Raw genomic sequence first — 21335 nt, forward strand, 5'->3', positions numbered from 1 at the left:
ACCGGACCGGGTCAGGAACTGCTCTGGCTGAACACGAACCACACGCCGACGGCCGGTTCCGCGCTGTCGTTGCGGTACCGGTGGGGGGTCGTCGACTCGAAGCACACGGCGTCGCCGGGACGCAGGGTGTGATCGTCGAAACCGAGGGTGAGGACCAGCTCGCCCGAGGTCAGATAGCCGTACTCGGTGCCCGCGTGCCGCATCAGCCCGCCGCTGCTCGACGAGGAACCGCCGGGCCGGTAGGTCACCAGCAGGAAGTCGACATCAGTCCCCGGGACATGCCCGAGCCGCTCCCACACCACGCCCGAGTCCAGCTCGATCGTCTCCCGCCCACCCGCTCCCACCAGCGGCCCGATCCGTCGGCCGGGGTCGGCGGCGAAGGCGGCGAGGGCATGCATGACGGTGGCGCCGGCGACCAGCGGGGACTCGCGGACGGCTTCCGCGGGCGTGTCGAAGAGGGACTCGACGGAGATCGCGAGGGCCGTGGTGATCGCGTAGAGGGTGCTGACGGACGGCTGGCTCTTGCCGGTCTCGATCTGGGAGACGAGGCTGGCGGAGACCCCGATCTCACGCGCGAGCCCCCGCAGGCTCATCCCCCGTTCGAGGCGCGCCTGCCGGATCCGCGCCCCTACGGGCGGCACGCCGGCGGATGGCACGGGCGACTCCCCTCACTGTCAGTGGTGTGCAGTGTTATTGAACAGCACGTCTCGGCCGTGCCACCAGAGAACTCCACAGCCTCACGCCTTCCCCGTGGGGAAGAGCGCCCGCACCTCCCACCCCTCCGCGTGTCCGGCCAGTGGTCCCGCGGTCAGATCCCCGCCGAGGGCCGTGACGCGTTCCGTGAGGCCGACCAGGCCGAAGCCGCCGCCGTGTGCGGCGGCCGGGAGCTGGGTGCCGCCCCGGCCGTCGTTGGTCACGGCGACCTCCAGTCGGCGGCCGTCGTGGCGGAGCCGGACCGTGATCTCGGTGGCGTCGGCCGCGTGCCGTCGTACGTTCGTCAGCGCTTCCTGCACCACCCGGAACGCGGCGGCCTGCACCTCGTGCGGGAGGTCGTCCGGCACGGCGGGGTCACGGTCCAGGGTGACGTGCTGGACCGAGCTCGCGAAGCCGTCCGTCAGCTCCGCGATGCCGGCCAGGTCGCCGACGGGTCTGCGGTCGGCGGAGTCCGGGCCGGTGTCGCGGAGCACGCCCACGGTCCGGCGCATGGACGCCAGCGCTTCCGTGGCCGCACGTTCGATGCCCGCGAGGACGGTGTCGAGGTTCTCCGGCTGGGTGGTCGCCATCATGCGGGCCATCTGGGTCTGGACGAGGATGCCGGTGACATGGTGGGCGACGAAGTCGTGCAGGTCGGCGGCGATCGCGACCCGTTCCGACCGCCGCGTCGCGCTGATCGTCATGTTCCGCCGGTAGTCCAGCGCACGCAGATACCCGGCCAGACCGGCGACGAGGCCGAGCAGGACGAGTCCGATCAGCATGAACCCCAGCAGGCCGGACTCGTCGTGCTCATAGAAGCGCGCGGGTGTGGCGAGCAGTGCGACCCCGTCCAGGACTCCGCAGACCACGGCCCAGGGCTGGGGGCAGTGCCGGACCGCGATGAACAGCAGACTCAGCAGGATCGCTGTCTCGCCCGGGCCGAACGGGGCCTGCTCGTCCAGCAGCACCGAACCGGCGGTGAACAGCAGCGAGGCGACGGCCGGTACGGCCGTGCGCAGCTGCGGGGTGAACCAGTCGGGTCGCCGCCCGGCCGACCACAGCAGGGCGGCGAACCCGAGGGCCAGGACGGCCACGGGTGGCCAGAGCGTGTTGCCGCTGTCGTTCGCGTTGAGCAGGTCCAGGAACGCGGCCATGACCAGGAGCGAGACGACGAATCCCCGGACGCAACCGCGGGGCGAATCCGATGTCATGCGGATCACCGTATGCGCGGACGGCGACGGCGGGATCGGCCGAATGGTCGAGGAACGGTCCGTGAAGGATGGCCGGACGGCCGAGGCGCGCACCCGGGCCCGCGGGACAGAGTGGAGCCACTTCCCACCCGGCCCCACCTTCAGGAGTACGAGATGCAGCGCAAGGCCCTCATCAGCGTGATCGGCGGTGCGACCGCCGCGGTCGCCCTGGCCGGTGTCGGCACCCATCTGCTCGCGGGTACCGAGTCGACGACATCGTTGGACCAGTACACGACAGTGACGGTGGACGGTCACAAGGCGCTGTCGGCCAAGATCGTCGCGGGCCGCGCCGAGAGCAAGTTCCACCCGCTCCCCTGGGTGGGCACGAAGGTCTCCGGTGTCTCCTGCCCGACCGGTCTGAAGGCCGTGGCCGGCGCGAGCATCACGTGCACGGGCCGCACCGGCAAGGGCAAGGACATCGACATACCGGTCACGGTCGTCAAGGCGACGGCCACCTCCGTGACCTGGAAGTTCGAGCGCTGAGCAGCGACGAGACCAAGGAGAACGAGCAGATCATGAGTACGGTCCTGGCCGGTCACGGCCTCACCAAGAAGTACGGCTCCACCACCGCGCTGCACGGCGTCGATGTGGAGGTCGGTGCCCGTGAGTCACTCGCGATCATGGGTCCGTCGGGGTCCGGAAAGTCGACCCTCCTGCACACCCTCGCCGGAGTCGTCCGGCCGGACGGCGGCGAGGTCCTGCTGCAGGGCGAGCGCATCGACAATCTGGGCGAGAACAGGCTGAGCGATCTGCGCCGGAAGCGGTTCGGATTCGTGTTCCAGTTCGGCCAGTTGCTGCCCGAACTGCCCGCCGAGGAGAACATCGCGCTGCCGCTGATGCTGGACGGCCTGCCCCGCGGCCGATCCGTCTCCCTGGCCCGCCGCTGGTTCGCCCCGCTCGGTCTCGACGGATTGGAGAAGCGCCGCCCGGGTCAGCTGTCCGGCGGTCAGGCCCAGCGCGTCGCGATAGCCCGTGCGCTGGTCGTCCAGCCCGACGTGGTCTTCGCGGACGAGCCGACCGGCGCGCTGGACCAGGTCACCAGCGAGGAGGTCATCCGGCTGCTGACCTCGGTCACCCGTGAGCAGGGCGCCTCCCTGGTCATGGTCACCCACGACCCGGACGTCGCCGCCCACTGTGACCGCGTCCTCCAGGTCCGCGACGGCCGCATCACGGGCCACCAGCAGTACACGGTGACGCCCTGAGCGGACGGGGCAGGGCCCTGCGAGGCGGCGCCCTCCTTACCGGCCGCCTCTGCCACGAGCCACTGCGCCGACGCCCCGCCTGACAAGCGGTCCCGCCACGTCGCTCTCCCTCCTCCCCTCTGGCACAGGCCGCCGCCCTCACCCCTCGACCTCCGCTGGCCCCGCCCTCCAGCACGCCCACACTCCCTGCCTCCGTCCGGCCCTCTGCCCGCCGGCCGTTCCCGTCCCACCGCGCCCTGCGCCCGCACACCCGATCACGCCCCTTCTCCCCCTCCACCCGTCCCGATCTCCCGGAGCCCTAATGTCCTCGCCCGTCCCACAGTTGACGTGGTTTCTCGCGCGTCGGTCCGGCCGTCGTGGTCTGCACAGCCAGTTGCTGGCGGCCGGTGCCGCGGCCGTCGGTGCGCTGATTCTGCTGGTGCTGGCGGCCGGCTACTTCGGCAGCGGCACCCGTGCCCACGCCACGGCCTGGCGCACCCCGGCACCCGACCGGCACGGCACGGCCGTACAGACACTCGGCACGACCTACCTCGGCGACCGGCCCATCACCGTTGTGTCGCTCGCCCAGTTGCCCAGCCGCAAAGCCACTCCTGCGCCCCCGGGGCTGACCGGGTTCCCCAAGCCGGGGCAGGTGTACGTCTCGCCCGCCCTGGCCGACCTGCTGCACAAGACGCCGGCGAAGCAACTCGCCGGTCGATTCCCGAAGGTGTCCTCGTACGGCACCATCGGCGAGGCCGGCCTAGGGGCGCCCCAGGAGCTGGTGGCCGTCGTGGGGAGGGCCGCGTCCGACCCGGCGGTCTCCCGCGCTGCCGAACCGCTCGGCGTGTTCGGCCAGTTCGGCGGTCAGACCGCACACGCCGTGGTGTCCGGCTTCGACGGCGGCGAGGTCAGTGTGTTCACCTCGTCGGACAAGCCCGCGGTGTCGATCGGGGTGGCGATCGTCGCCGTCCCCGTGATCGTGCTCGCCGCGGCCGCCGGCCGGCTCGGCGCGGCCCGGCGTGAGCAACGGCTCGCCGCGCTGCGGCTGGCCGGGGCGACACCACGCCAGATCCTCGCGATGACCGGCCTGGAGTCGGCGGTCGTCGGCGCGGCCGGGGCCCTCACCGGCGCGTTGGCCTACTGCCTGCTGCTGCCCGCGCTCGCGGAGATCCCATTCGGTATCGGCACCTGGTACACCGGCCAGTTGTGGGTGGGGCTGCCCTGGCTGCTGGGGATCGTGGCGTTCGTGGCCGGACTCATCGCGGTGAGCGCCATGTTGACGCTGCGCCAGGTGGCGACCTCGCCGCTGGGCGTGGCCCAACAGGCGAACCCCCGCAGCACCAATCTCATCCGCCTGATCCTCTTCACGGCCGTCCTGCTCTACATCTACGTGACGACGACGTCGGGCGGTTCCGGCCCCGGTCAGCAGCTCGCGATGCTGCTCATGTTCTACGGCGCCTTCTGGCTACTCGGCCCCTGGGTCGTGGACCGGCTCGGCCGGATCACGGCCCGCTTCGCCCGCCGTCCGGCGACCCTGCTGGCGGCGCGCAGGCTGAGCGACGACCCGCGCGGATCCTGGCGCACGGTCAGCGGCCTGGTCCTCGCCGGGTTCGTGGCCGGCTTCTTCACCGTGGGCAACGTGGGCATCGACGAATACCGCTTCCCCGGCCAGGTCGCCATAGCCACCACGAGCACCGCCACGGCCCGCACCGCCGCCACCGAGGCGCGTACGCTGCTCCACGCGGCCGGGGTGAAGGCGACGGTCACCGCGAGCGACGGCGCGGACGAGATATTGAGCAGCACCCCCGGAGTGGTGGTCCACGTCTCCGGCGGCGCAGCACAGCTCGACACCGCGACCACCGCCCTGTCGGACCTGGTTCCGGGCCAACTCCCGTACACCCAGGCCTATGTCAACGCCGAGAACCAGGCCTTCACCGGACGGCTGGGCGAGCTGGGCACCGCCGCTCTCGCAGTCAGCTTCCTCGTAGCGACCGCATCGGCCGGGCTGACCGCCGCCGCGAACGTCCTCGACCGGCGCCGCGTCTACGCCCTGCTGCGGCTGGCCGGCACCCCGTTGAAGCTCCTCGACCGGGCCAGGTTCCGCGAGACGGTCCTCCCGCTGGTCGTCCTCGCGGGCGGCACCACCGGGGCCGGTGTCTATGCCGCCTTCCAGGTCAACAAGCTGTTCGGCAGCACGATCAGCGCCTCCGGCGCGATGACCCTGGCGCTGTGCGTGACCGTGGGCGCGCTGGCCATGTTCGCGGCGATCGGAGCGAGCAAACCACTGCTGCGGGCGGTCACGCAGGACCCGGCGCAGACGGCGGACTGAGCGGGCTGAGCGGACTGGCAAGAGACCACGCCCTCCGCAGACCGCAGACCGCAGACCGCACGCCGCACGCCGCACGCCGCACGCCGCGGACCATCCGCCGCTCCTCCCCCTCCCACCCCTGAGGCATGATCGAGCCATGACCCCCGCCCCGCCCAGTCCCCCGATCCGCGTCCTGATCGCCGACGACCAGGACATGGTCCGTACGGGATTCCGTTTCTTCCTCGACGCACAGCCCGACATCACCGTGGTCGCGGAGGCCGCCGACGGGGAGGAGGCCGTGGCGCTGGCCCGCAGTGAGCGTCCGGACGTATGCCTGCTGGACATCCGGATGCCCAGGCTCGACGGCCTGGAGGCGACCCGGCTGCTGGCCGGCCCCGGGGTCGCCGACCCGATGCGGGTCGTCGTGGTCACCACCTTCGACCTCGACGAATACGTGTACGGAGCGCTGCGCGGGGGCGCCTGCGGGTTCCTGCTCAAGGACTCGGGGCCCACCCTCCTCGCGGAGGCGGTACGGGCCGCGGCGGCCGGTGACTCCCTGGTGTCGCCGTCGGTCACGGTCCGGCTCCTCGAGCACATCACCGGAGCGCAGAACACCGAGTCCCGTCCGACGGCCCCGCCGCCCCCGGTCTCCGCGGCGATGCTCAAGGAACCGCTCACCGACCGGGAACTCGACGTGGTCCGGCTGGTCGCACTCGGGCACACCAACGCCGAGATCGCCTCCGCGTTGTTCGTCTCCCTCTCCACGGTCAAGACGCACCTGTCGAGCGTGCAGCTGAAGCTGGCCGCCCGGAACCGGGTGGAGATCGCGGCGTGGGCCTGGCAGAACGGGCACGCGCGCCCGGAGGCGTGAGGCCCAGCGCCCCGGATGTGGCGCGTTCGACGTGCAACGGCTATGCAGAAACAGGACGAGTTGAAAGTACGATCAGCCAATGTCTGACATGATCGAAACCACGCCCGGCTGGCTGGCACCCGACGAGCTCGAACAGGCTCGCGCGAAGATGCCGATCCTGTACGTCGAAGCCGTACCGGTGCGCGTCGACGACAACGGCGAAGTCTCCAGCATCGGCCTGCTCCTGCGCATCGGCTCGGACGGCACGGTCAGCCGCGCCCTGGTGTCGGGCCGCGTCCTGCACCACGAGCGGGTGCGCGACGCCCTCCTGCGCAACCTGGAGAAGGACCTCGGCCCGGTCGCTCTGCCCCGGGTCCCGGCCTCCCCGCAGCCCTTCACCGTCGCGGAGTACTTCCCGACGCTGGGGGTCACCCCGTTCCACGACCCGCGCCAGCACGCGGTGTCCCTCGCCTACATCGTCCCGGTGGCCGGCGACTGCCGCCCCCGCCAGGACGCCCTCGACCTGGTCTGGTTCAGCCCCGAGGAAGCCTCCTCCCCGCTGGTGCAGAACGAGATGCCGGGCGGCCAGGGAGTCCTCCTCAAGCAGGCACTCGCCCATGTCGGCCGCCTGTCCTGAGCTGGGCGGACAATCAAAACCCAGGAATTACCAAGGTTCTCACAGCATTCCCATGGCAATTGAATTCTGAGATTTCGACTAACACCGCACGGGGCCGTGTTAAGTTTTCTTTCATCAGGGCGGCGGGAAAGCCCGGGGCGAGAGCCCTGAGCCCCTGTCCGTCCAAGCGGAATCGTCCCGTGCAGTACTGGAAACTCAGAAGGAGTCAGTATGAGCTTCAGGATTATTGCCCCGCTCACCCCGCAGCGGAACGCGAACGCGAACCCGAACGCCAACCAGTTCCCGCAGCCCCCGCAGGACGCGCAGCAGGCGCGCCGTCGGCGCCCGCGTCCCGGCGAGCCCGTCCCGCCCCGGGCCGGCAACTGACACAATCCCTGCTCACACGGGAGGGCCGGTGGTGTTCCACCGGCCCTCCCGGCGTTTCCGCACCGCTCCGCTGCACTGTGCACGGACTGTGGATCTCCCCGGAAACACCTGGCGATCGGGCAAAGTCCCGGAAACCGCGGGAGCTGGCTCCGTAAAGTCATGCATCACAGGAGAATCATGCGTGCGACCAAAACCAGGGGCAATTCAGGGACCAATCATCCGCGAAGCGTCCCACCGGGTATTGAATTGTCCGAATACGGGTTCCCGATCAATTCGGAAAAGAATGCGGGGAGCGATCCGGGCGATATCTACGACGAACCGGACGACATCTACGTCGAAGACGAATACGAATACGAATACGAATCGTCCGCCACCCCCACCGTCCCCGCCCGTGCCGCCTTCCGTCGTTTCTGGCCGCTGACGAAGGGGCTGCGGCGCTGGCTCGTGGCGGTCTGGCTGTGCACCGTGCTCGGCGCGCTCGCCGAGACGTCCGCCATCCTGCTCTTCGGCGACCTCACCGACAACGCGCTCCAGAACGGCTCGCTGGACGCCTTCTGGACGCCCGCCGCGCAGTGGCTGGCCATCGCCGTGGTGGGCGCGGCCATCGGGTACGCGGGCGGTTCCCTCTCCGTATGGGTGTCGGAGCGGTTCGTGATGCGGCTGCGCGAACGGGTCTTCGACCATGTGCAGAAGCTGCCCCCGCACTTCTTCCAGCGCCACCGCCAGGGCGATCTGCTCTCCCGGCTGACCGGTGACATCGAGGCCATCGAGCAGATGGCCGTCTCCGGTCTCATCGGCACCGCGTCCGCACTGTTCAGCGCCGTCTTCTACGCGGCTGCCGCGTTCTGGCTGCAGTGGGACCTGGCCGCGGTGACCTTCGCTCTCGCCCCGCTGTTCTGGCTGGCCGCCCGGAGGTTCTCCGCCGGCGTCAAGTCCGTGGCCCGGGACGGCCGGGTCGCCGACGGCGCGGTGACCTCCGTGGTGGAGGAGTCCCTCGGCAACCTCGTCCTCACCCAGGCGTACGGCCGGGAGGACGCGGAGCGGCGCAAGCTGAAGCAGGAGGCGACGGCGTGGTTCCGGGCCTCCGTGCGCTCGGCCCGGCTCAACCAGGCGTACGGGCAGCTCGTGCAGGTCATCGAGACGATCTGTGTGCTCGCCGTGATCGGTATCGGCGTGTGGGAGATCTCCGAGGGGCAGATGACGCTCGGTCAGCTGCTCGCGTTCGCCGCCCTCCTCAGCTACCTGTACCCGCCGATCCGCAGCCTCGCCCAGCTGGGCCTCGTCATCACAGCCGCCACAGCCGGAGCCGAGCGGCTCATCGAGGTGCTGGACTCCCGGCCCGCCGTCAGCGACCCGGCCGGACCCGAGCGCGCCGGGACCAGGCGGCCGGACGGCAGCGTAGAGGTGCGGGACGTCTCCTTCCGCTACCCGGGAGCCGACGCCACGGCGCTCGACTCACTGTCCTTCACCGTGCGGCCGGGCGAACTGGTGATCGTCACCGGGCCGAGCGGCGCCGGGAAGTCCACCCTCTCCAAGCTCCTGCTGCGCTTCTACGACCCCGACTCCGGCGCCGTTCTCCTGGACGGCACCCCGCTCAGGGACTTCCCCCTGGACCGGCTGCGCGAGTACATCGCCCTGCTGCCCCAGGAGACCCTGGTCCTGCACGACACGGTCCGCGCCAACATCGCCTGCGGGCGGCCCGGGGCCAGCGACCACGCCATCGAGGAGGCGGCCCGTACGGCCGACGCGCACGACTTCATCACCGCGCTCCCCGACGGGTACGACACCCGGGTCGACCCCAACTCGGCGCGGCTGTCCGGCGGCCAGTTGCAGCGCCTCGCCATCGCCCGGGCCGTCCTGCGCGACGCGCCGGTCCTCGTCCTCGACGAGCCCACGACCGGCCTCGACGCGATCGCCTCGCGCCGCATCGTCGAACCGCTGCGCCGTCTGATGGCCGGCCGCACCACGATCGTGATCACGCACGACCTGGATCTGGCCCCCGACGCCGACCGCATCCTCGTCATCCACCGAGGCCGCATCACCGAGTCCGGCCGCCACGACGAGCTCCTCGCCCTCGGCGGCACCTACGCCCACCTGCACAGCTCCCGGACGGAGACATCGGCGGGACCGGCCGAGCCGTTCCCGCCGATGTTCACGCCTCCCCCGTACCCCGTGTTCACCGGCCCCGAGGGCTACTACTACGGCGGACAGGCGTCCTGAGTCCCCTGGGAACCCTGAGACCCGATGGTGGCGGCCTCAGCCGATCTCGACGAGCAGATCGCCGCCCTCCACCTGCTGGATCCGGTTGATGGCCAGCCGCGTCACCTTCCCGGCCTTCGAGGCGGTGACCGCGGCTTCCATCTTCATCGCCTCGATGGTGGCCACGGTGGCACCGGCCGCCATCTCGTCGCCCTCGGTGACAGCGAGGGTCACGACCCCGGCGAACGGCGCGGCGACATGGCCGGGGTTGGCCCGGTCGGCCTTCTCCGTCGCCGGGATGTCGGAGGCGACCGAGGTGTCCCGCACCTGGATCGGCCTCAGCTGGCCGTTCAGGGTGGACATCACCGTACGCAGACCGCGTTCGTCGGCCTCGCCCACGGCCTCCAGCTCGATGAGCAGCCGTACACCCGGTTCGAGGTCGACGGAGTACTCCTTCCCCGGGCGCAGCCCGTAAAAGAAGTCCTTGCTGTCCAGGACGCTGGTGTCGCCGTAGGTCTGACGGTGTGTTTCGAACTCACGTGTCGGCCCGGGGAACAGCAGCCGGTTGAGCGTCGCCCGCCGCTCCTTCACCAGCCCTTCGCGGTCGTCCGCCGTCAGCTCCTCGACGGGCTTGGGCGCGGCGCGGCCCTCCAGGGCCTTGGTGCGGAACGGCTCCGGCCAGCCGCCGGGCGGGTTGCCCAGTTCGCCGCGCAGGAAGCCGATGACGGAGTCGGGAATGTCGAACCTGTTCGGCGTCGCCTCGAAGTCCTTCGGCGAGACGTCGGCGCCCACCAGGTGGAGCGCGAGGTCACCGACCACCTTCGACGAAGGGGTGACCTTCACCAGCCGGCCGAGGATGCGGTCGGCTGCGGCGTACATCGCCTCGATCGCCTCGAAGCGGTCGCCGAGGCCCAGTGCGACCGCCTGGGTGCGCAGGTTGGAGAGCTGCCCGCCGGGGATCTCGTGGTGGTAGACCCGCCCGGTCGGCGCGGCCAGGCCCGCCTCGAAGGGCGCGTAGATCTTGCGGACGCTCTCCCAGTACGGCTCCAGGTCGCCCACGGCGGCGAGGCTCAGCCCGGTGGACCGCTCGGAGTAGTCGGTCGCGGCGACGATGCCCGACAGCGAGGGCTGCGAGGTGGTGCCCGCCATCGACGCCACCGCCCCGTCGACCGCGTCCACGCCCGCCTGGATCGCGGCGAGGTAGGTGGCGAGCTGACCGCCCGCCGTGTCGTGGGTGTGGAGATGCACCGGCAGACCGAACTCGCGGCGCAGCGCCGTTACGAGGGTCGCGGCGGCCGGGGCCCGCAGCAGCCCCGCCATGTCCTTGACGGCCAGGACGTGCGCGCCCGCCTCGACGATCTGTTCGGCGAGCCGGAGGTAGTAGTCGAGGGTGTAGAGCCGCTCGGAGGGATCGGACAGGTCGGCGGTGTAGCAGAGGGCGACCTCGGCGATCGCCGTTCCCGTCTCCCGTACGGCGTCGATGGCGGGCCGCATCTGCCCCACGTCGTTCAGCGCGTCGAAGATCCGGAAGATGTCGATGCCGGTGGCCGCGGCCTCCTGCACGAAGGCGTCGGTCACCTCGGTGGGGTACGGCGTGTAGCCCACGGTGTTGCGGCCGCGCAGCAGCATCTGGAGGCAGATGTTGGGCACGGCCTCGCGGAGTGCGGCCAGGCGTTCCCAGGGGTCCTCGGCGAGGAAGCGGAGGGCCACGTCGTAGGTGGCGCCGCCCCAGCACTCCAGGGAGAGCAGCTCGGGCAGGGTCCGTGCCACGACCGGGGCGACGGCGAGCATGTCCTTCGTACGGACCCGGGTGGCCAGCAGCGACTGGTGGGCGTCGCGGAACGTCGTGTCGGTGACGCCGATGGCCGGTGACTCGCGCAGCCAGCGGGCGAAGCCCTCCGGGCCGAGTTCGACGAGCCGCTGCCGGGAGCCGGCAGGCGGTTCCCCTGCCGACAGGGCCGGGATCTTGGTGACCGGGTCGCTCAGCTCGGGCCGTTCGCCGTGCGGCTTGTTCACGGTGACGTCGGCGAGATAGGTGAGCAGCTTCGTACCGCGGTCGGCGGAGTGACGTGCCGTGAGCAGATGCGGGCGCTTCTCGATGAACGACGTCGTGACCCGGCCGCCCCGGAAGTCCGGGTCGTCGAGCACGGCCTGCAGGAACGGGATGTTGGTGGCCACGCCACGGATGCGGAACTCGGCCACGGCACGCCTGGCCCGGCCGATCGCGGTGCTGAAGTCGCGTCCCCGGCAGGTGAGTTTGACCAGCATCGAGTCGAAGTGCGCGCTGATCTCCGTACCGGCATGGGTGGTGCCGCCGTCCAGCCGGATGCCGGAGCCGCCGGGCGAGCGGTAGGCGCTGATCCGGCCGGTGTCCGGGCGGAAGCCGTTGGCCGGGTCCTCGGTGGTGATACGGCACTGGAGCGCGGCTCCGTGCAGGGTGACCGTCTCCTGGGAGAGGCCCAGGTCGGCCAGTGTCTCGCCGGAGGCGATGCGCAGCTGGGACTGGACGAGGTCGACGTCGGTGACCTCCTCGGTGACCGTGTGTTCGACCTGGATGCGCGGGTTCATCTCGATGAAGTGGTAGTTGCCCTCGCGGTCGAGGAGGAACTCCACGGTGCCCGCGTTGCGGTAGCCGATCTCCCGGGCGAACCGCACGGCGTCGGCACAGATCCGGTCGCGCAGCTCCGGGTCGAGGTTCGGCGCGGGGGCCAGCTCGATCACCTTCTGGTGGCGGCGCTGCACCGAACAGTCGCGTTCGAACAGGTGGATGACATTGCCTTCGCCGTCGGCGAGGATCTGCACCTCGATGTGACGGGGTTCGACGACGGCCTTCTCCAGGAAGACCGTGGAGTCGCCGAACGCGGAGGCCGCCTCGCGCGCCGCCGCCTCGATGGACTCGCGCAGCTGGGCGGGGTCCTCGACCCGCCGCATACCGCGTCCGCCACCGCCGGCGACGGCCTTGACGAACACCGGGAAGCCGATGTCCTCGGCGGCGCGGACGAGTTCGTCCACGTCGGAGGAGGGCTCCGAGGACCCGAGCACCGGTACGCCGGCCGCGCGGGCGGCGGCCACCGCACGCGCCTTGTTGCCGGTCAGCTCCAGCGTGTCCGCGCTCGGGCCGACGAAGGTGATGCCGGCCTCCTCGCAGGCCCGCGCCAGATCGGGGTTCTCCGACAGGAACCCGTAGCCCGGGTAGACGGCGTCCGCTCCCGCCTGCCGAGCGGCGCGGACGATCTCCTCCACGGAGAGGTACGCCCGCACCGGGTGTCCCGGCTCGCCGATCTCGTACGCCTCGTCGGCCTTCAACCGGTGCAGTGAATTGCGGTCCTCGTGCGGGAAGACGGCCACGGTCCGCGCGCCCAGCTCATAGCCGGCTCGGAACGCGCGAATCGCGATCTCACCACGGTTGGCGACCAGCACCTTGCGGAACATCAATGGATCCCTTCAGCCTGCCGGTGACGCGCCCCATGGTGTCGGCCCGGCCCGACTTGCGCCATGTGAACCGGGCCACTAACAGCCATCAATGCCACGTCTAGAGCAGATCGGCCCGCGCGGGGCTGTCGTCGACGGGGTCGTCGAAGGACTCGTCGTCGAGGAAGCCGCCCGACTGGTGCTGCCACAGCTTGGCGTACGCGCCCTCCGCCGCGAGCAGTTCCTGGTGCGTGCCCTGCTCGACGATCCGGCCGCGGTCGAGGACGACGAGCCGGTCCATGGAGGCGACCGTGCTCAGCCGGTGCGCCACTACGAGCGCCGTCCGTCCCTCCATGAGCCGCCACAGCGCCTCCTGGACGAGGATCTCGCTCTCGGAGTCGAGGGCGCTGGTGGCCTCGTCGAGCAGCAGGATCGGCGCGTCGCGCAGGATCGCCCGGGCGAGCGCGACCCGCTGGCGCTGTCCGCCGGACAGCTTGACCCCGCGCTCGCCGACCATGGTGTCGAAGCCCTCCGGCAGCGCGTCGGCGAACTCCGTGACGTGGGCCGCCTCGGCCGCGCGGCGGATCTCGGCGTCGGTGGCGTCCGGGCGTGCGAACGCGATGTTGTCCCGCAAGGTGCGGTGGAACATCGCCGGGTCCTGCGGCACGTAGGCGATCAGGCTGCGCAGATCCGTCTGGCGCAGACGGCTGATGTCCTGGCCGCCGATCAGGATCCGGCCCGAGTCGATGTCCGTCATACGCAGCAGCAGCCTGCTGAGCGTGGTCTTGCCGCCGCCGGAACGGCCGACGAGACCGATCCTCGACCCGCTGGACACGGCCAGGTCGAGTCCCTGGAACAGCGGTTCCGCGCCCGCGTGGGCGAAGGTCACGTTCTCGAAGCGGACGTCGGCGGCCCGGGACAGCAGGGCTTCCGGGGACTCCGGGTCGAGCACGGTCGGCGACGTCAGCAGCAGCTCGGTGAACTGCGCGGCCTCCGTCATCGAGCTTTCGAGGCGACGGTAGATCTGGTTGAACTCGAACATAATCCGCGTCGCGTTCGTGTAGTACGTGAAGGCGACGACGACCGCCTCCACACCGTGCCCGCCTCCGGCGAGGGTGACCGCGAGCAGCAGGCCCAGGGCGTTGGTCAGCACGGACAGGGGCGCGACCAGCGTGTCGATGCGCAGGTTGCCGTAGTCCCACGACCGCAGCATGAGGCGCCGGGAGGTCGCGACCCGGGAGCGGTGTTCGGCCGCCTCGCGCTCCTCGGCGGCGAACGCCCGGACGGTGTCCATGTTCATCAGGCTGTCGGCGACATGGCCCGAGACCCGGGCGATGGCCTCCTCGCGCTTGTCGACGAGCGCCTGACGGCGGCGGATGAGGGGCACCACGCACACCGCCGTCAGCGCGATCATCGCCAACAGGCCGACGACGAGCAGCGGTTCGTAGCGCCACAGCACCACCGACCCGAACAGGAGCGGCACCAGACTGCCGACGACCTGGAACGTGATCGTGTCGACGAACTCCTCGAACCGGGAGGCGAAGCTCAGGACCCGTTTGGTCAGCGACCCGGCGAAGTTGTCGTGGAAGAACGAGGCGTCCTTGGCGAACAGTTCGTCCATGCCGATCACGTACAGATGCTCGATGCCCCGGGCGTCGACTCGGTTCAGACAGTGCAGGCCCCCGCGCCACAGCACCTCCGCGAGGAGCAGAACACCGCCGAAGCCGAGGACGTACGGCAGCGTGGCGCCGACGCTGATCCCGTCCTCGTCCGCGATGCGGCCGACGAGCTTCGCGACGATCAGCGGCGCGATGTAGTTGATCCCGATGTTGCCGAGCGCCGGCAGCAGCATCGCGGGTACCGTCAGCCGCCGGAGGCGGGCCAACTCCCGTCCGTAGTAACGAAGTGCGAGGAGCACCGAGCCCTTGCCCGGCGTGACCTCGCGCGATTCAGGCGATTCCATGCCAACCCTGTGGTGTCGAAACGGCGGCCCGCTACGCATTTCGGGCATCGCAGTGTCCCGCGACGGCGCCGAGGGAGTCCAAGCGTTTTTCTCGGCCACGAACGGACCGACATCCCGGCCAACAGGGGGCCTTGCAGGGGCGACGTATTCTTCGGCCATGGCTGACACCGAACCGATGCGGCTTCCCGGCATGCCGCTGCACGATCCGTTCGTCGTCGCCGACGAGGAGACCCGCACGTACTACCTCTACACGTCCAACGACCCGTCCGTGTCGGGCGTGGACGGCACCGGCACGATGGTCTACCGCAGCCCCGACCTGCGCGACTGGACGCGCCCGGTCGTGGTCTTCCTCGCCGCCGAGCAGCAGGGGATCTGGGCGACCGACGGCTGCTGGGCGCCCGAGGTGCACGAATGGGGCGGCCGGTACTACCTGTTCACCACGCTCCACAACGAGGACAGACCGCTTCCGCTGCCTCCGCCCAACCAGTGGGGTACGCCGTTCCAGGTCCCGTCCTACATGCGCGGCACGATCACGGCCGTATCCTCCTCGCTGCTGGGCCCGTTCACCGTCGGCGACCCCGCGCGCCCCACCCCGCCCGCGAACCTGATGACCCTCGACGGCACGCTCCACGTCGATCCGTCCGGGCAGCCGTGGATGGTGTACGCGCACGAGTGGCTGCAGACCATCGACGGAACCATGGAGGCGATCCGGCTGGCCCCGGACCTGTCCCGGACGATCGGAGACCCGGTCTTCCTGTTCAAGGCCTCGGACGCGTCCTGGATCACCGAGGAGATCCCCGCAGGCCGGCCGCATCAGCTCGCGCCCTATGTCACCGACGGCCCGCAGCTCCACCGCACCCCCGACGGCTCCCTGCTCATGCTGTGGTCGACGTACGAGAAGAACGTGGCCGACAAGGACGGGACGATCAGCGGCGGTTACGTGCAGACCTACGCCACCTCGAAGTCGGGCGGCATCGAGGGGCCTTGGCAGCAGCACCGGCCGCTGGTCCGCGAGGACAGCGGCCACGGCATGCTCTTTCACACGTTCGACGGCCGGTTGATGATGATCCTCCACCGCCCCTTCGAGAACGCGCGGGGCAAGCTGTACGAGATGGAGTTCGCCGGCCAGGAGCTACGGGTGCTGCGCCGCCGCGCCGACCTGGACGGCGGCGGCTGACCATACTCCGCGGACACACCGAAGGGCGCCTTCCCATCACTGAGAAATGACCTCGAGACCTGCACCTTCAACTCGAAAGTCGTCCACCTCCGCCACCGCGTGGCTCGCTGAGTTCCACCGGCGCTCCCCGCTACCCGGTGGCAGCGCGGATCCCGGCGATACGACCCGAACTGATCGCCCAGGACAGCGGAGTACCGAACCGGTGCTCGTCAAAGCCGATCCAGCCGCCGACGACCGAGCCGGCCCCGAACAGTCCGGGGATGGGCCGGGACCGCGGGTCGAGCACCCGCAGGTGCTGGTCGGTCCGCAGCGGCCCAGCGGTGTCGATCATGAGCGGCCGGAACCGCAGCGCGTAGAACGGCGGCTTGCGCAGCGGGACCAGATGCTCGGGGTCCTTGGCCCACATCGCGTCACGCCCCGCGTCGCAGTAGCCGTTGTATTCCCGCACGGTGGCGCCCAGTGCCTCCGGGTCGGCACCGATCCAGCGCGCGATCTCCGACCAGTCGTCGGCCGAGACACACCAGTCCTTGTTCGCCGGATCGGCCAGAGTGTCACGCAGCGTGGTGCGGTAGCCCCCGGCGACCCAGGTTCCCGGATCGTCCTCGCCGGGACGCGCCTCCCCGGCGAACGGGTCCGGCTGGTCGATGACGTACTGCACCAAGGCGTCGTCGAACAGTGCGAACCCGGCCATGCCGGGCTGGGCGATCAGCGCGTTGGTGGTGGCGTTGACCGTGCCGGTCGACTCGTCGAGGAAGCGATCGCCGCGTGCGTTCACCCAGAGGCAACGAGGCTCCATGCCCGCGCGGTTCGGCTTGTTCTTCTTGGTCTTGAAGCTGTAGCAGTTCTCCTTGATGAGGAACGAACGGCCGCCGGTGTCGGCCCCGACCGCACGGGCGAGGGCGATTCCGTCGCCCGCGAGTCGCTTGGTGTCGGTCCAGTACACGTCCTCGTCGTAGACACCGGGGAACTTCTCGTGCAGCAGGTCGACGTTTCCGGTGAAGCCCCCGGTGGCGAGTACGACCCGCGGGGTCCCGATCGTGATCCTGCCGTCCCTGGTGTCGGCCACCACCGCGCTCACCCCGGTGTCCGGCGAGCCGATGATCTCGACCGCCGCTGCCTTGGTGAGAATCTGGCCGCCATCGGCGGTGAAGCGCTTGGACAGCGCCTCCATCACCCGCTGGAAGCTGCCAGGGTGGTTGGACCATCCGCTGGGCTCCACGCCCAGATCCCTGCCCACCATGGGCCGGTAGCCGATACCGCGGTCCTCCAGCCACTGCACGGTCTCGTCGGCCTCGTCCACCCACAGCCGGACAAGCCTGGGATCCACACCGTCGTAGTGGTGGTAGGCCATCGTGTCCCGGAAGACGGTGTCGGGCGAGTTCCCGAGGCCGGCCTCACGCTGGGACCTGCTCTGCACCGCGAACAGGAACCCGCCGGACATGCCGGCGTTGCCGCCCACGAGCGGGCGCTTCTCCAGCACCACGACCCGGTCAAGTCCGTGTTCCTGTGCGGTGATCGCGGCCGGCAGCCCGGCACCACCGGCCCCGATCACCACCAGGTCCGCCGTCAGTTCGCCGCCGAGCGGCGCGGGCGCCACATTCAACGAGTAGGGCTGGTCCGGGGTCATATCGCTCATGCGGTTACTCCTTCAGGTGTGGGGTTGTCGGCGGTGAAGAGGTGGCAGGCGACCGTCCGGCCATCGACGAGGGTGGCGGCCGGCCGCCGGCTCCGGCACGTCGGCGTGGCATGCGGACAACGTGGTGCGAAGGGGCAGCCTTGCGGCGTGTGCCCTGTCCCCTCACGGCCGGCGACCGGATCGGCCTGCTTCCGGGCTGCTCGGCGTTTGCGCTGGCGGAGCGGGTCGGCCACGGGTGAGCTGGCGATCAGCGCCTGGGTGTAGGGGTGCAGTGGCCAGCACAGGACGTCCTGCATGGTTCCGGTTTCCATGACTCGCCCGCGGTAGAGCACGACCACACGTTGGGCGATGGCCGCGACCACCGCGAGGTTGTGCGCGACGAACAACATCGCTGTTCCCCGTTCGCGGCTGAGGCCGGTCATCAGGTCGAGCATCCGTGCCTGGGTGACCACGTCGAGGGCGCTGGTCGGTTCGTCGCAGATGACAAGCGCCGGATCGGTGGAGATCGCCCTCGCGATGGCGATGCGCTGACGCTGGCCTCCGGAGAACGCGCTCGGGTAGCGGTCGATCGCGTCTGCGGGCAGGCCGACCCGGGTCAGCAGCTCCTCGATCCGCGTCCGGGCGTCCGCGGCACTGAACCTGCCGTGGACTTCGAGGGGTTCACCCAGCGTCCTGCCGATGGTGCGCGCCGGATTGAGCGAGGCGTAGGGGTCCTGGAAGACGACCTGGAGCCCGGTGGACAGATCCCGACGTTCGGCGGCGTGCCGGTGGGTGATGTCCTGGCCACCCAGGTGGATGGTGCCCCGCGCCGGGGCCGTCAGGCCGAGAATCGCCCTGCCCACCGTCGACTTGCCCGAGCCCGACTCGCCCACCAGGCCCACGATCTCCCCGTGGCCGACCGTGAGGCTCACGTCGTCGACCGCCTTGGTGGGCCTGGAGCGCCACCCGCTCCTGTACTCCACGCCGAGGTCCCTGACGTCCAACAGGGGTGCACTCATCCCCAGCTCCTTTCCTCGCCCGCGTCGACCGGAAGCCGGGGTGTCGCCGCGACCAGCGTGCGGGTGTATTCCTGGGCGGGCGACAGCAGCACCGCCTCCGTGGTGCCCTCCTCGATCAGCCGGCCGTCCGACATGACCGCGACCCGGTCGCAGATGTCGGCGACCACACCCAGGTCATGTGTGACCAGCAGAAGCGTCAGTGAGGACTCCTCCCGCAGGTACAGCAGGAGATCGATGATCTCCGCCTGGACGGTGACGTCGAGCGCGGCGGTGGGTTCGTCGGCGACCAGCACATCGGGCTCGCCGCTGAGGGCGAGCGCGATCGCCACCCGCTGTGCGATGCCCCCGGAGAGCTGGTGGGGATAGCGGCGGGCGACCGCGGCCGGATCGGGCAGGCCGACACGAGTCAGCAGACTCAGCGCGATCCGCCGGGCCTCCCGCCGACGGACGCGCCGATGCAGGCGGATCATCTCGTCCAGTTGCGAGCCGACGGTGAAGGAGGGGTCGAGCGCGGTCATCGGTTCCTGGGCCACCAGGCCTATTCGGGACCCGCGGACCTTGCGCAGTCGCGCCTCGTTCAGGCGCAGCAGGTCCTCGCCGTGGAGCAGCACACGGCCGGAGGTGACCCGCCCGGGCGGCGGCACCAGCCCGAGGATGGACAGCGCGGTGGTTGTCTTGCCGGATCCGGACTCGCCGACCAGCCCGAACACCTCGCCGCGCCGCAACTGGAAGCAGACGTCCCGGACCACGGCCCGGTCGCTGCCGTCCTGTCCCGGGTAGCACACGTGCAGCCGATCTACCGTCAGCACCGCGTCCGGCGCCGGCGCGGGCGCGGCCGCTCCGTCGGCGGGCACATCCGGCACCGGCCGTCGCGGGTCGGGCAGTTGCGAGGGACGCCGGTGCCCGCTCAGCGCGTCCAGCAGGGCGTGGCCGACGAGGTTGAGGGCCAGCACGGTCGCGGTGAGGGCGACGCCGACCGGCACCATCAGCCACGGGTGCTGGTCGATGTTCTGTGCGGCGTTCAGGGTCATCTGACCCCAGCTCGGGGTCTCCGGCGAAAAGCCGAGGCCGAGGAAGGACAGGGAGGTCAGAAACAGGAACGTGCCGCTGTACTGGAGGACTGTCTGGACGATGAGGGGACCGGTGACGTTGGGCAGGATGTGCCGGGCCAGGATCCGCGGGCGCGACAGCCGGGACACCAGCGCGGCGTCTACGTAGGACAGGTCGCGTGCGGCGGCCGTCGAGGTGCGCACGACCCGGAAGACGGCGCCACTGGTCAGCACGCCGAAGGCGATGGCCATCACGATCAGGTTGTTGTCGGTCACCGCGGCGATGGCCAGCACCACCACCAGGCCCGGCAGCGCGAACAGGATGTCGACGACGAAGGTGGCGGCGGCGTCGACCCGCCCCGACAGGTAGCCCGCGAGCAGCCCGCCGGGTACGGCGATCACCAAGGACACGCCTACCGGGATGAGCGCGGTCAGCAGCAGTCCGCCTCCGCCGTGCAGCAGCCGCGAGAAGATGTCGCGGCCGAGCTCGTCGGAACCCAGCCAGTGCAGTGCGCCGGGCCCGCTGAAGGTGTTGGACAGGTCCTGTTCCAGTGGGTCGACGGGCGCGAGCACCGACGCCATCGCGCACGCCACGCTGATCCCGATCAGCCAGATGAGGCTCGCCCAGACCGCCGGGCGGGCGAGCGCCTTGCGCAGGGCTGTGAGGGACGGGGTCATGAGAACCGGATCCTTGGGTTGAGGGCCGCGGCCACCACATCGGTCAGCAGGTTGACGGCGACGATGATGAGGCTGAACGCCAGCACCGCGCCCTGCACGACCGGAAGATCGTGCCGGCGGATCGAGCTGAGCATCAGCGTGCCCACACCGGGCAGGTTGAAGATCGCCTCGATCACCATGACCCCGCCGAGGGCGAACACGAATCCGAGGCTGGCCACGGTCACCACCGGGCCGCCGGCGTTGCGCAGCACGTGCCTGCACACGATCCGCCTGCGGGACAGCCCATTGGCGGCGAGCGTGCGCACGTAGTCGCGCGAGAGCTGGTCGACGACGCCGACGCGCGTCTGGAACGCCACCGGTCCCACCCCCGCCAGCCCCACGGCGACCATCGGCAGGACCAGGTGCGACAGCCACTCCCCCGGTGAGGCGGTGAAAGCCACGTACCCGGTGGCCGGAAACACCGGAAGCCGGATGGCGAAGGCGAACACGAGCAGGCCCGCGAGCCAGAAGCTCGGAACCGCCATGCCGATGCTGGCCCCCCACATGACCGCACGGTCCACCAGGCCGCCCCGCACGGCCGCGACCGTCCCGAGCGTGACGCCGACCAGGAGGGTGAACACCGTGGCGAGCACGGCGACCGACAGCGTGACCGGCAGCGCGCTGACGAGGGAGTCGGCCACCGTCTGGTTCGACACCAGCGACACCCCCAGGTCGCCGTGGAACAGGCCGCCGAGCCAGTCGCCGTACTGGACGAGTGCCGGCCGGTCCAGTCCCAGCGAGGCTCGGAGTTCGGCCACCTGGTCCGCCGTGGCGCCCGTACCGAGCAGGAACGACGCCGGGTCCCCAGGAACAAGCTGGACCAGCAGAAACGTGAGTGTGGCGACGATCGCCATGATGGGCACCACGGACGCCAGCCGCCGCAAGCACAGTCGGAGCATG

At 70.5% G+C, this 21335-nt stretch carries 16 protein-coding genes; 8 read left to right on the plus strand and 8 right to left on the minus strand.

The genetic code is table 11. The features are described from left to right. Positions 1–11: 11 nt before the first annotated feature. Entirely contained in the window at positions 12–656 is a 645-nt protein-coding gene (locus tag ACWCRB_RS08375) for a helix-turn-helix domain-containing protein (protein WP_450995284.1), read from the minus strand. A gap of 81 nt (positions 657–737) precedes the next feature. Then, positions 738–1904, minus strand: coding sequence for a sensor histidine kinase (locus tag ACWCRB_RS08380; RefSeq protein ID WP_450995285.1), 1167 nt, complete (start codon positions 1902–1904; stop codon positions 738–740). A 153-nt stretch (positions 1905–2057) separates the two neighbouring features. Between ACWCRB_RS08380 and ACWCRB_RS08385 the strand changes: the two genes are divergently transcribed. The 7 genes from ACWCRB_RS08385 (at position 2058) to ACWCRB_RS08415 (ending at position 9505) form a co-directional block, all read left to right on the plus strand. Then, complete coding sequence (locus ACWCRB_RS08385; RefSeq protein WP_450995286.1) at positions 2058–2426, plus strand: DUF4333 domain-containing protein; 369 nt, start codon at positions 2058–2060, stop codon at positions 2424–2426. 32 nt (positions 2427–2458) lie between these two features. Beyond that, the gene (locus ACWCRB_RS08390; protein WP_450995287.1) at positions 2459–3145 is read left to right on the plus strand and encodes an ABC transporter ATP-binding protein; all 687 of its coding nucleotides are present in this window, start codon (positions 2459–2461) and stop codon (positions 3143–3145) included. Between the two features lie 301 nt (positions 3146–3446). Then, positions 3447–5453 (plus strand): FtsX-like permease family protein, encoded by a 2007-nt coding sequence (locus tag ACWCRB_RS08395; RefSeq protein ID WP_450995288.1) that lies wholly within the window; start codon positions 3447–3449, stop codon positions 5451–5453. A 136-nt stretch (positions 5454–5589) separates the two neighbouring features. Then, positions 5590–6303 carry a response regulator gene (locus ACWCRB_RS08400; RefSeq protein ID WP_450995289.1) on the plus strand — a complete coding sequence of 238 codons (714 nt, stop codon included), beginning with the start codon at positions 5590–5592 and terminating at the stop codon, positions 6301–6303. Between the two features lie 88 nt (positions 6304–6391). Continuing rightward, positions 6392–6919 carry an NUDIX hydrolase family protein gene (locus tag ACWCRB_RS08405; protein ID WP_235479796.1) on the plus strand — a complete coding sequence of 176 codons (528 nt, stop codon included), beginning with the start codon at positions 6392–6394 and terminating at the stop codon, positions 6917–6919. Between the two features lie 210 nt (positions 6920–7129). After that, on the plus strand, positions 7130–7285 hold the full coding sequence (locus ACWCRB_RS08410) for a hypothetical protein (RefSeq protein ID WP_235473448.1): 156 nt from the start codon (positions 7130–7132) through the stop codon (positions 7283–7285). A 327-nt stretch (positions 7286–7612) separates the two neighbouring features. Further along, entirely contained in the window at positions 7613–9505 is a 1893-nt protein-coding gene (locus tag ACWCRB_RS08415; protein ID WP_450995316.1) for an ABC transporter ATP-binding protein, read from the plus strand. A gap of 36 nt (positions 9506–9541) precedes the next feature. Here the strand turns inward: ACWCRB_RS08415 and ACWCRB_RS08420 are convergent, their stop codons facing one another. Continuing rightward, on the minus strand, positions 9542–12916 hold the full coding sequence (locus ACWCRB_RS08420; RefSeq protein WP_450995290.1) for a pyruvate carboxylase: 3375 nt from the start codon (positions 12914–12916) through the stop codon (positions 9542–9544). Between the two features lie 100 nt (positions 12917–13016). Further along, positions 13017–14858: an ABC transporter ATP-binding protein gene (locus tag ACWCRB_RS08425; RefSeq protein WP_450995291.1), complete on the minus strand. Its 1842-nt coding sequence runs from the start codon at positions 14856–14858 to the stop codon at positions 13017–13019. Positions 14859–15015: 157 nt separating this feature from the next. On the opposite strand from ACWCRB_RS08425, the gene ACWCRB_RS08430 reads away from it, so the two are divergent. Further along, complete coding sequence (locus ACWCRB_RS08430; RefSeq protein ID WP_450995292.1) at positions 15016–16035, plus strand: glycoside hydrolase family 43 protein; 1020 nt, start codon at positions 15016–15018, stop codon at positions 16033–16035. A gap of 130 nt (positions 16036–16165) precedes the next feature. Here the strand turns inward: ACWCRB_RS08430 and ACWCRB_RS08435 are convergent, their stop codons facing one another. The 4 genes from ACWCRB_RS08435 to ACWCRB_RS08450 are packed head-to-tail and all read right to left on the minus strand — an operon-like array spanning position 16166 to position 21334. After that, the gene (locus ACWCRB_RS08435) at positions 16166–17671 is read right to left on the minus strand and encodes an FAD-dependent oxidoreductase (RefSeq protein WP_450995293.1); all 1506 of its coding nucleotides are present in this window, start codon (positions 17669–17671) and stop codon (positions 16166–16168) included. Beyond that, a complete protein-coding gene (locus tag ACWCRB_RS08440; RefSeq protein WP_450995294.1) occupies positions 17668–18669 on the minus strand; it encodes an ABC transporter ATP-binding protein in 1002 nt (333 codons plus the stop codon). The genes ACWCRB_RS08435 and ACWCRB_RS08440 overlap by 4 nt, the downstream gene beginning before the upstream one ends. Next, the gene (locus tag ACWCRB_RS08445; protein ID WP_450995295.1) at positions 18666–20396 is read right to left on the minus strand and encodes a dipeptide/oligopeptide/nickel ABC transporter permease/ATP-binding protein; all 1731 of its coding nucleotides are present in this window, start codon (positions 20394–20396) and stop codon (positions 18666–18668) included. The genes ACWCRB_RS08440 and ACWCRB_RS08445 overlap by 4 nt, the downstream gene beginning before the upstream one ends. Further along, positions 20393–21334, minus strand: a complete 942-nt coding sequence (locus ACWCRB_RS08450) for an ABC transporter permease (RefSeq protein WP_450995296.1) — start codon at positions 21332–21334, stop codon at positions 20393–20395. The genes ACWCRB_RS08445 and ACWCRB_RS08450 overlap by 4 nt, the downstream gene beginning before the upstream one ends. Position 21335: the final 1 nt, after the last annotated feature.

Source organism: Streptomyces sp. NPDC002156, assembly GCF_053593675.1.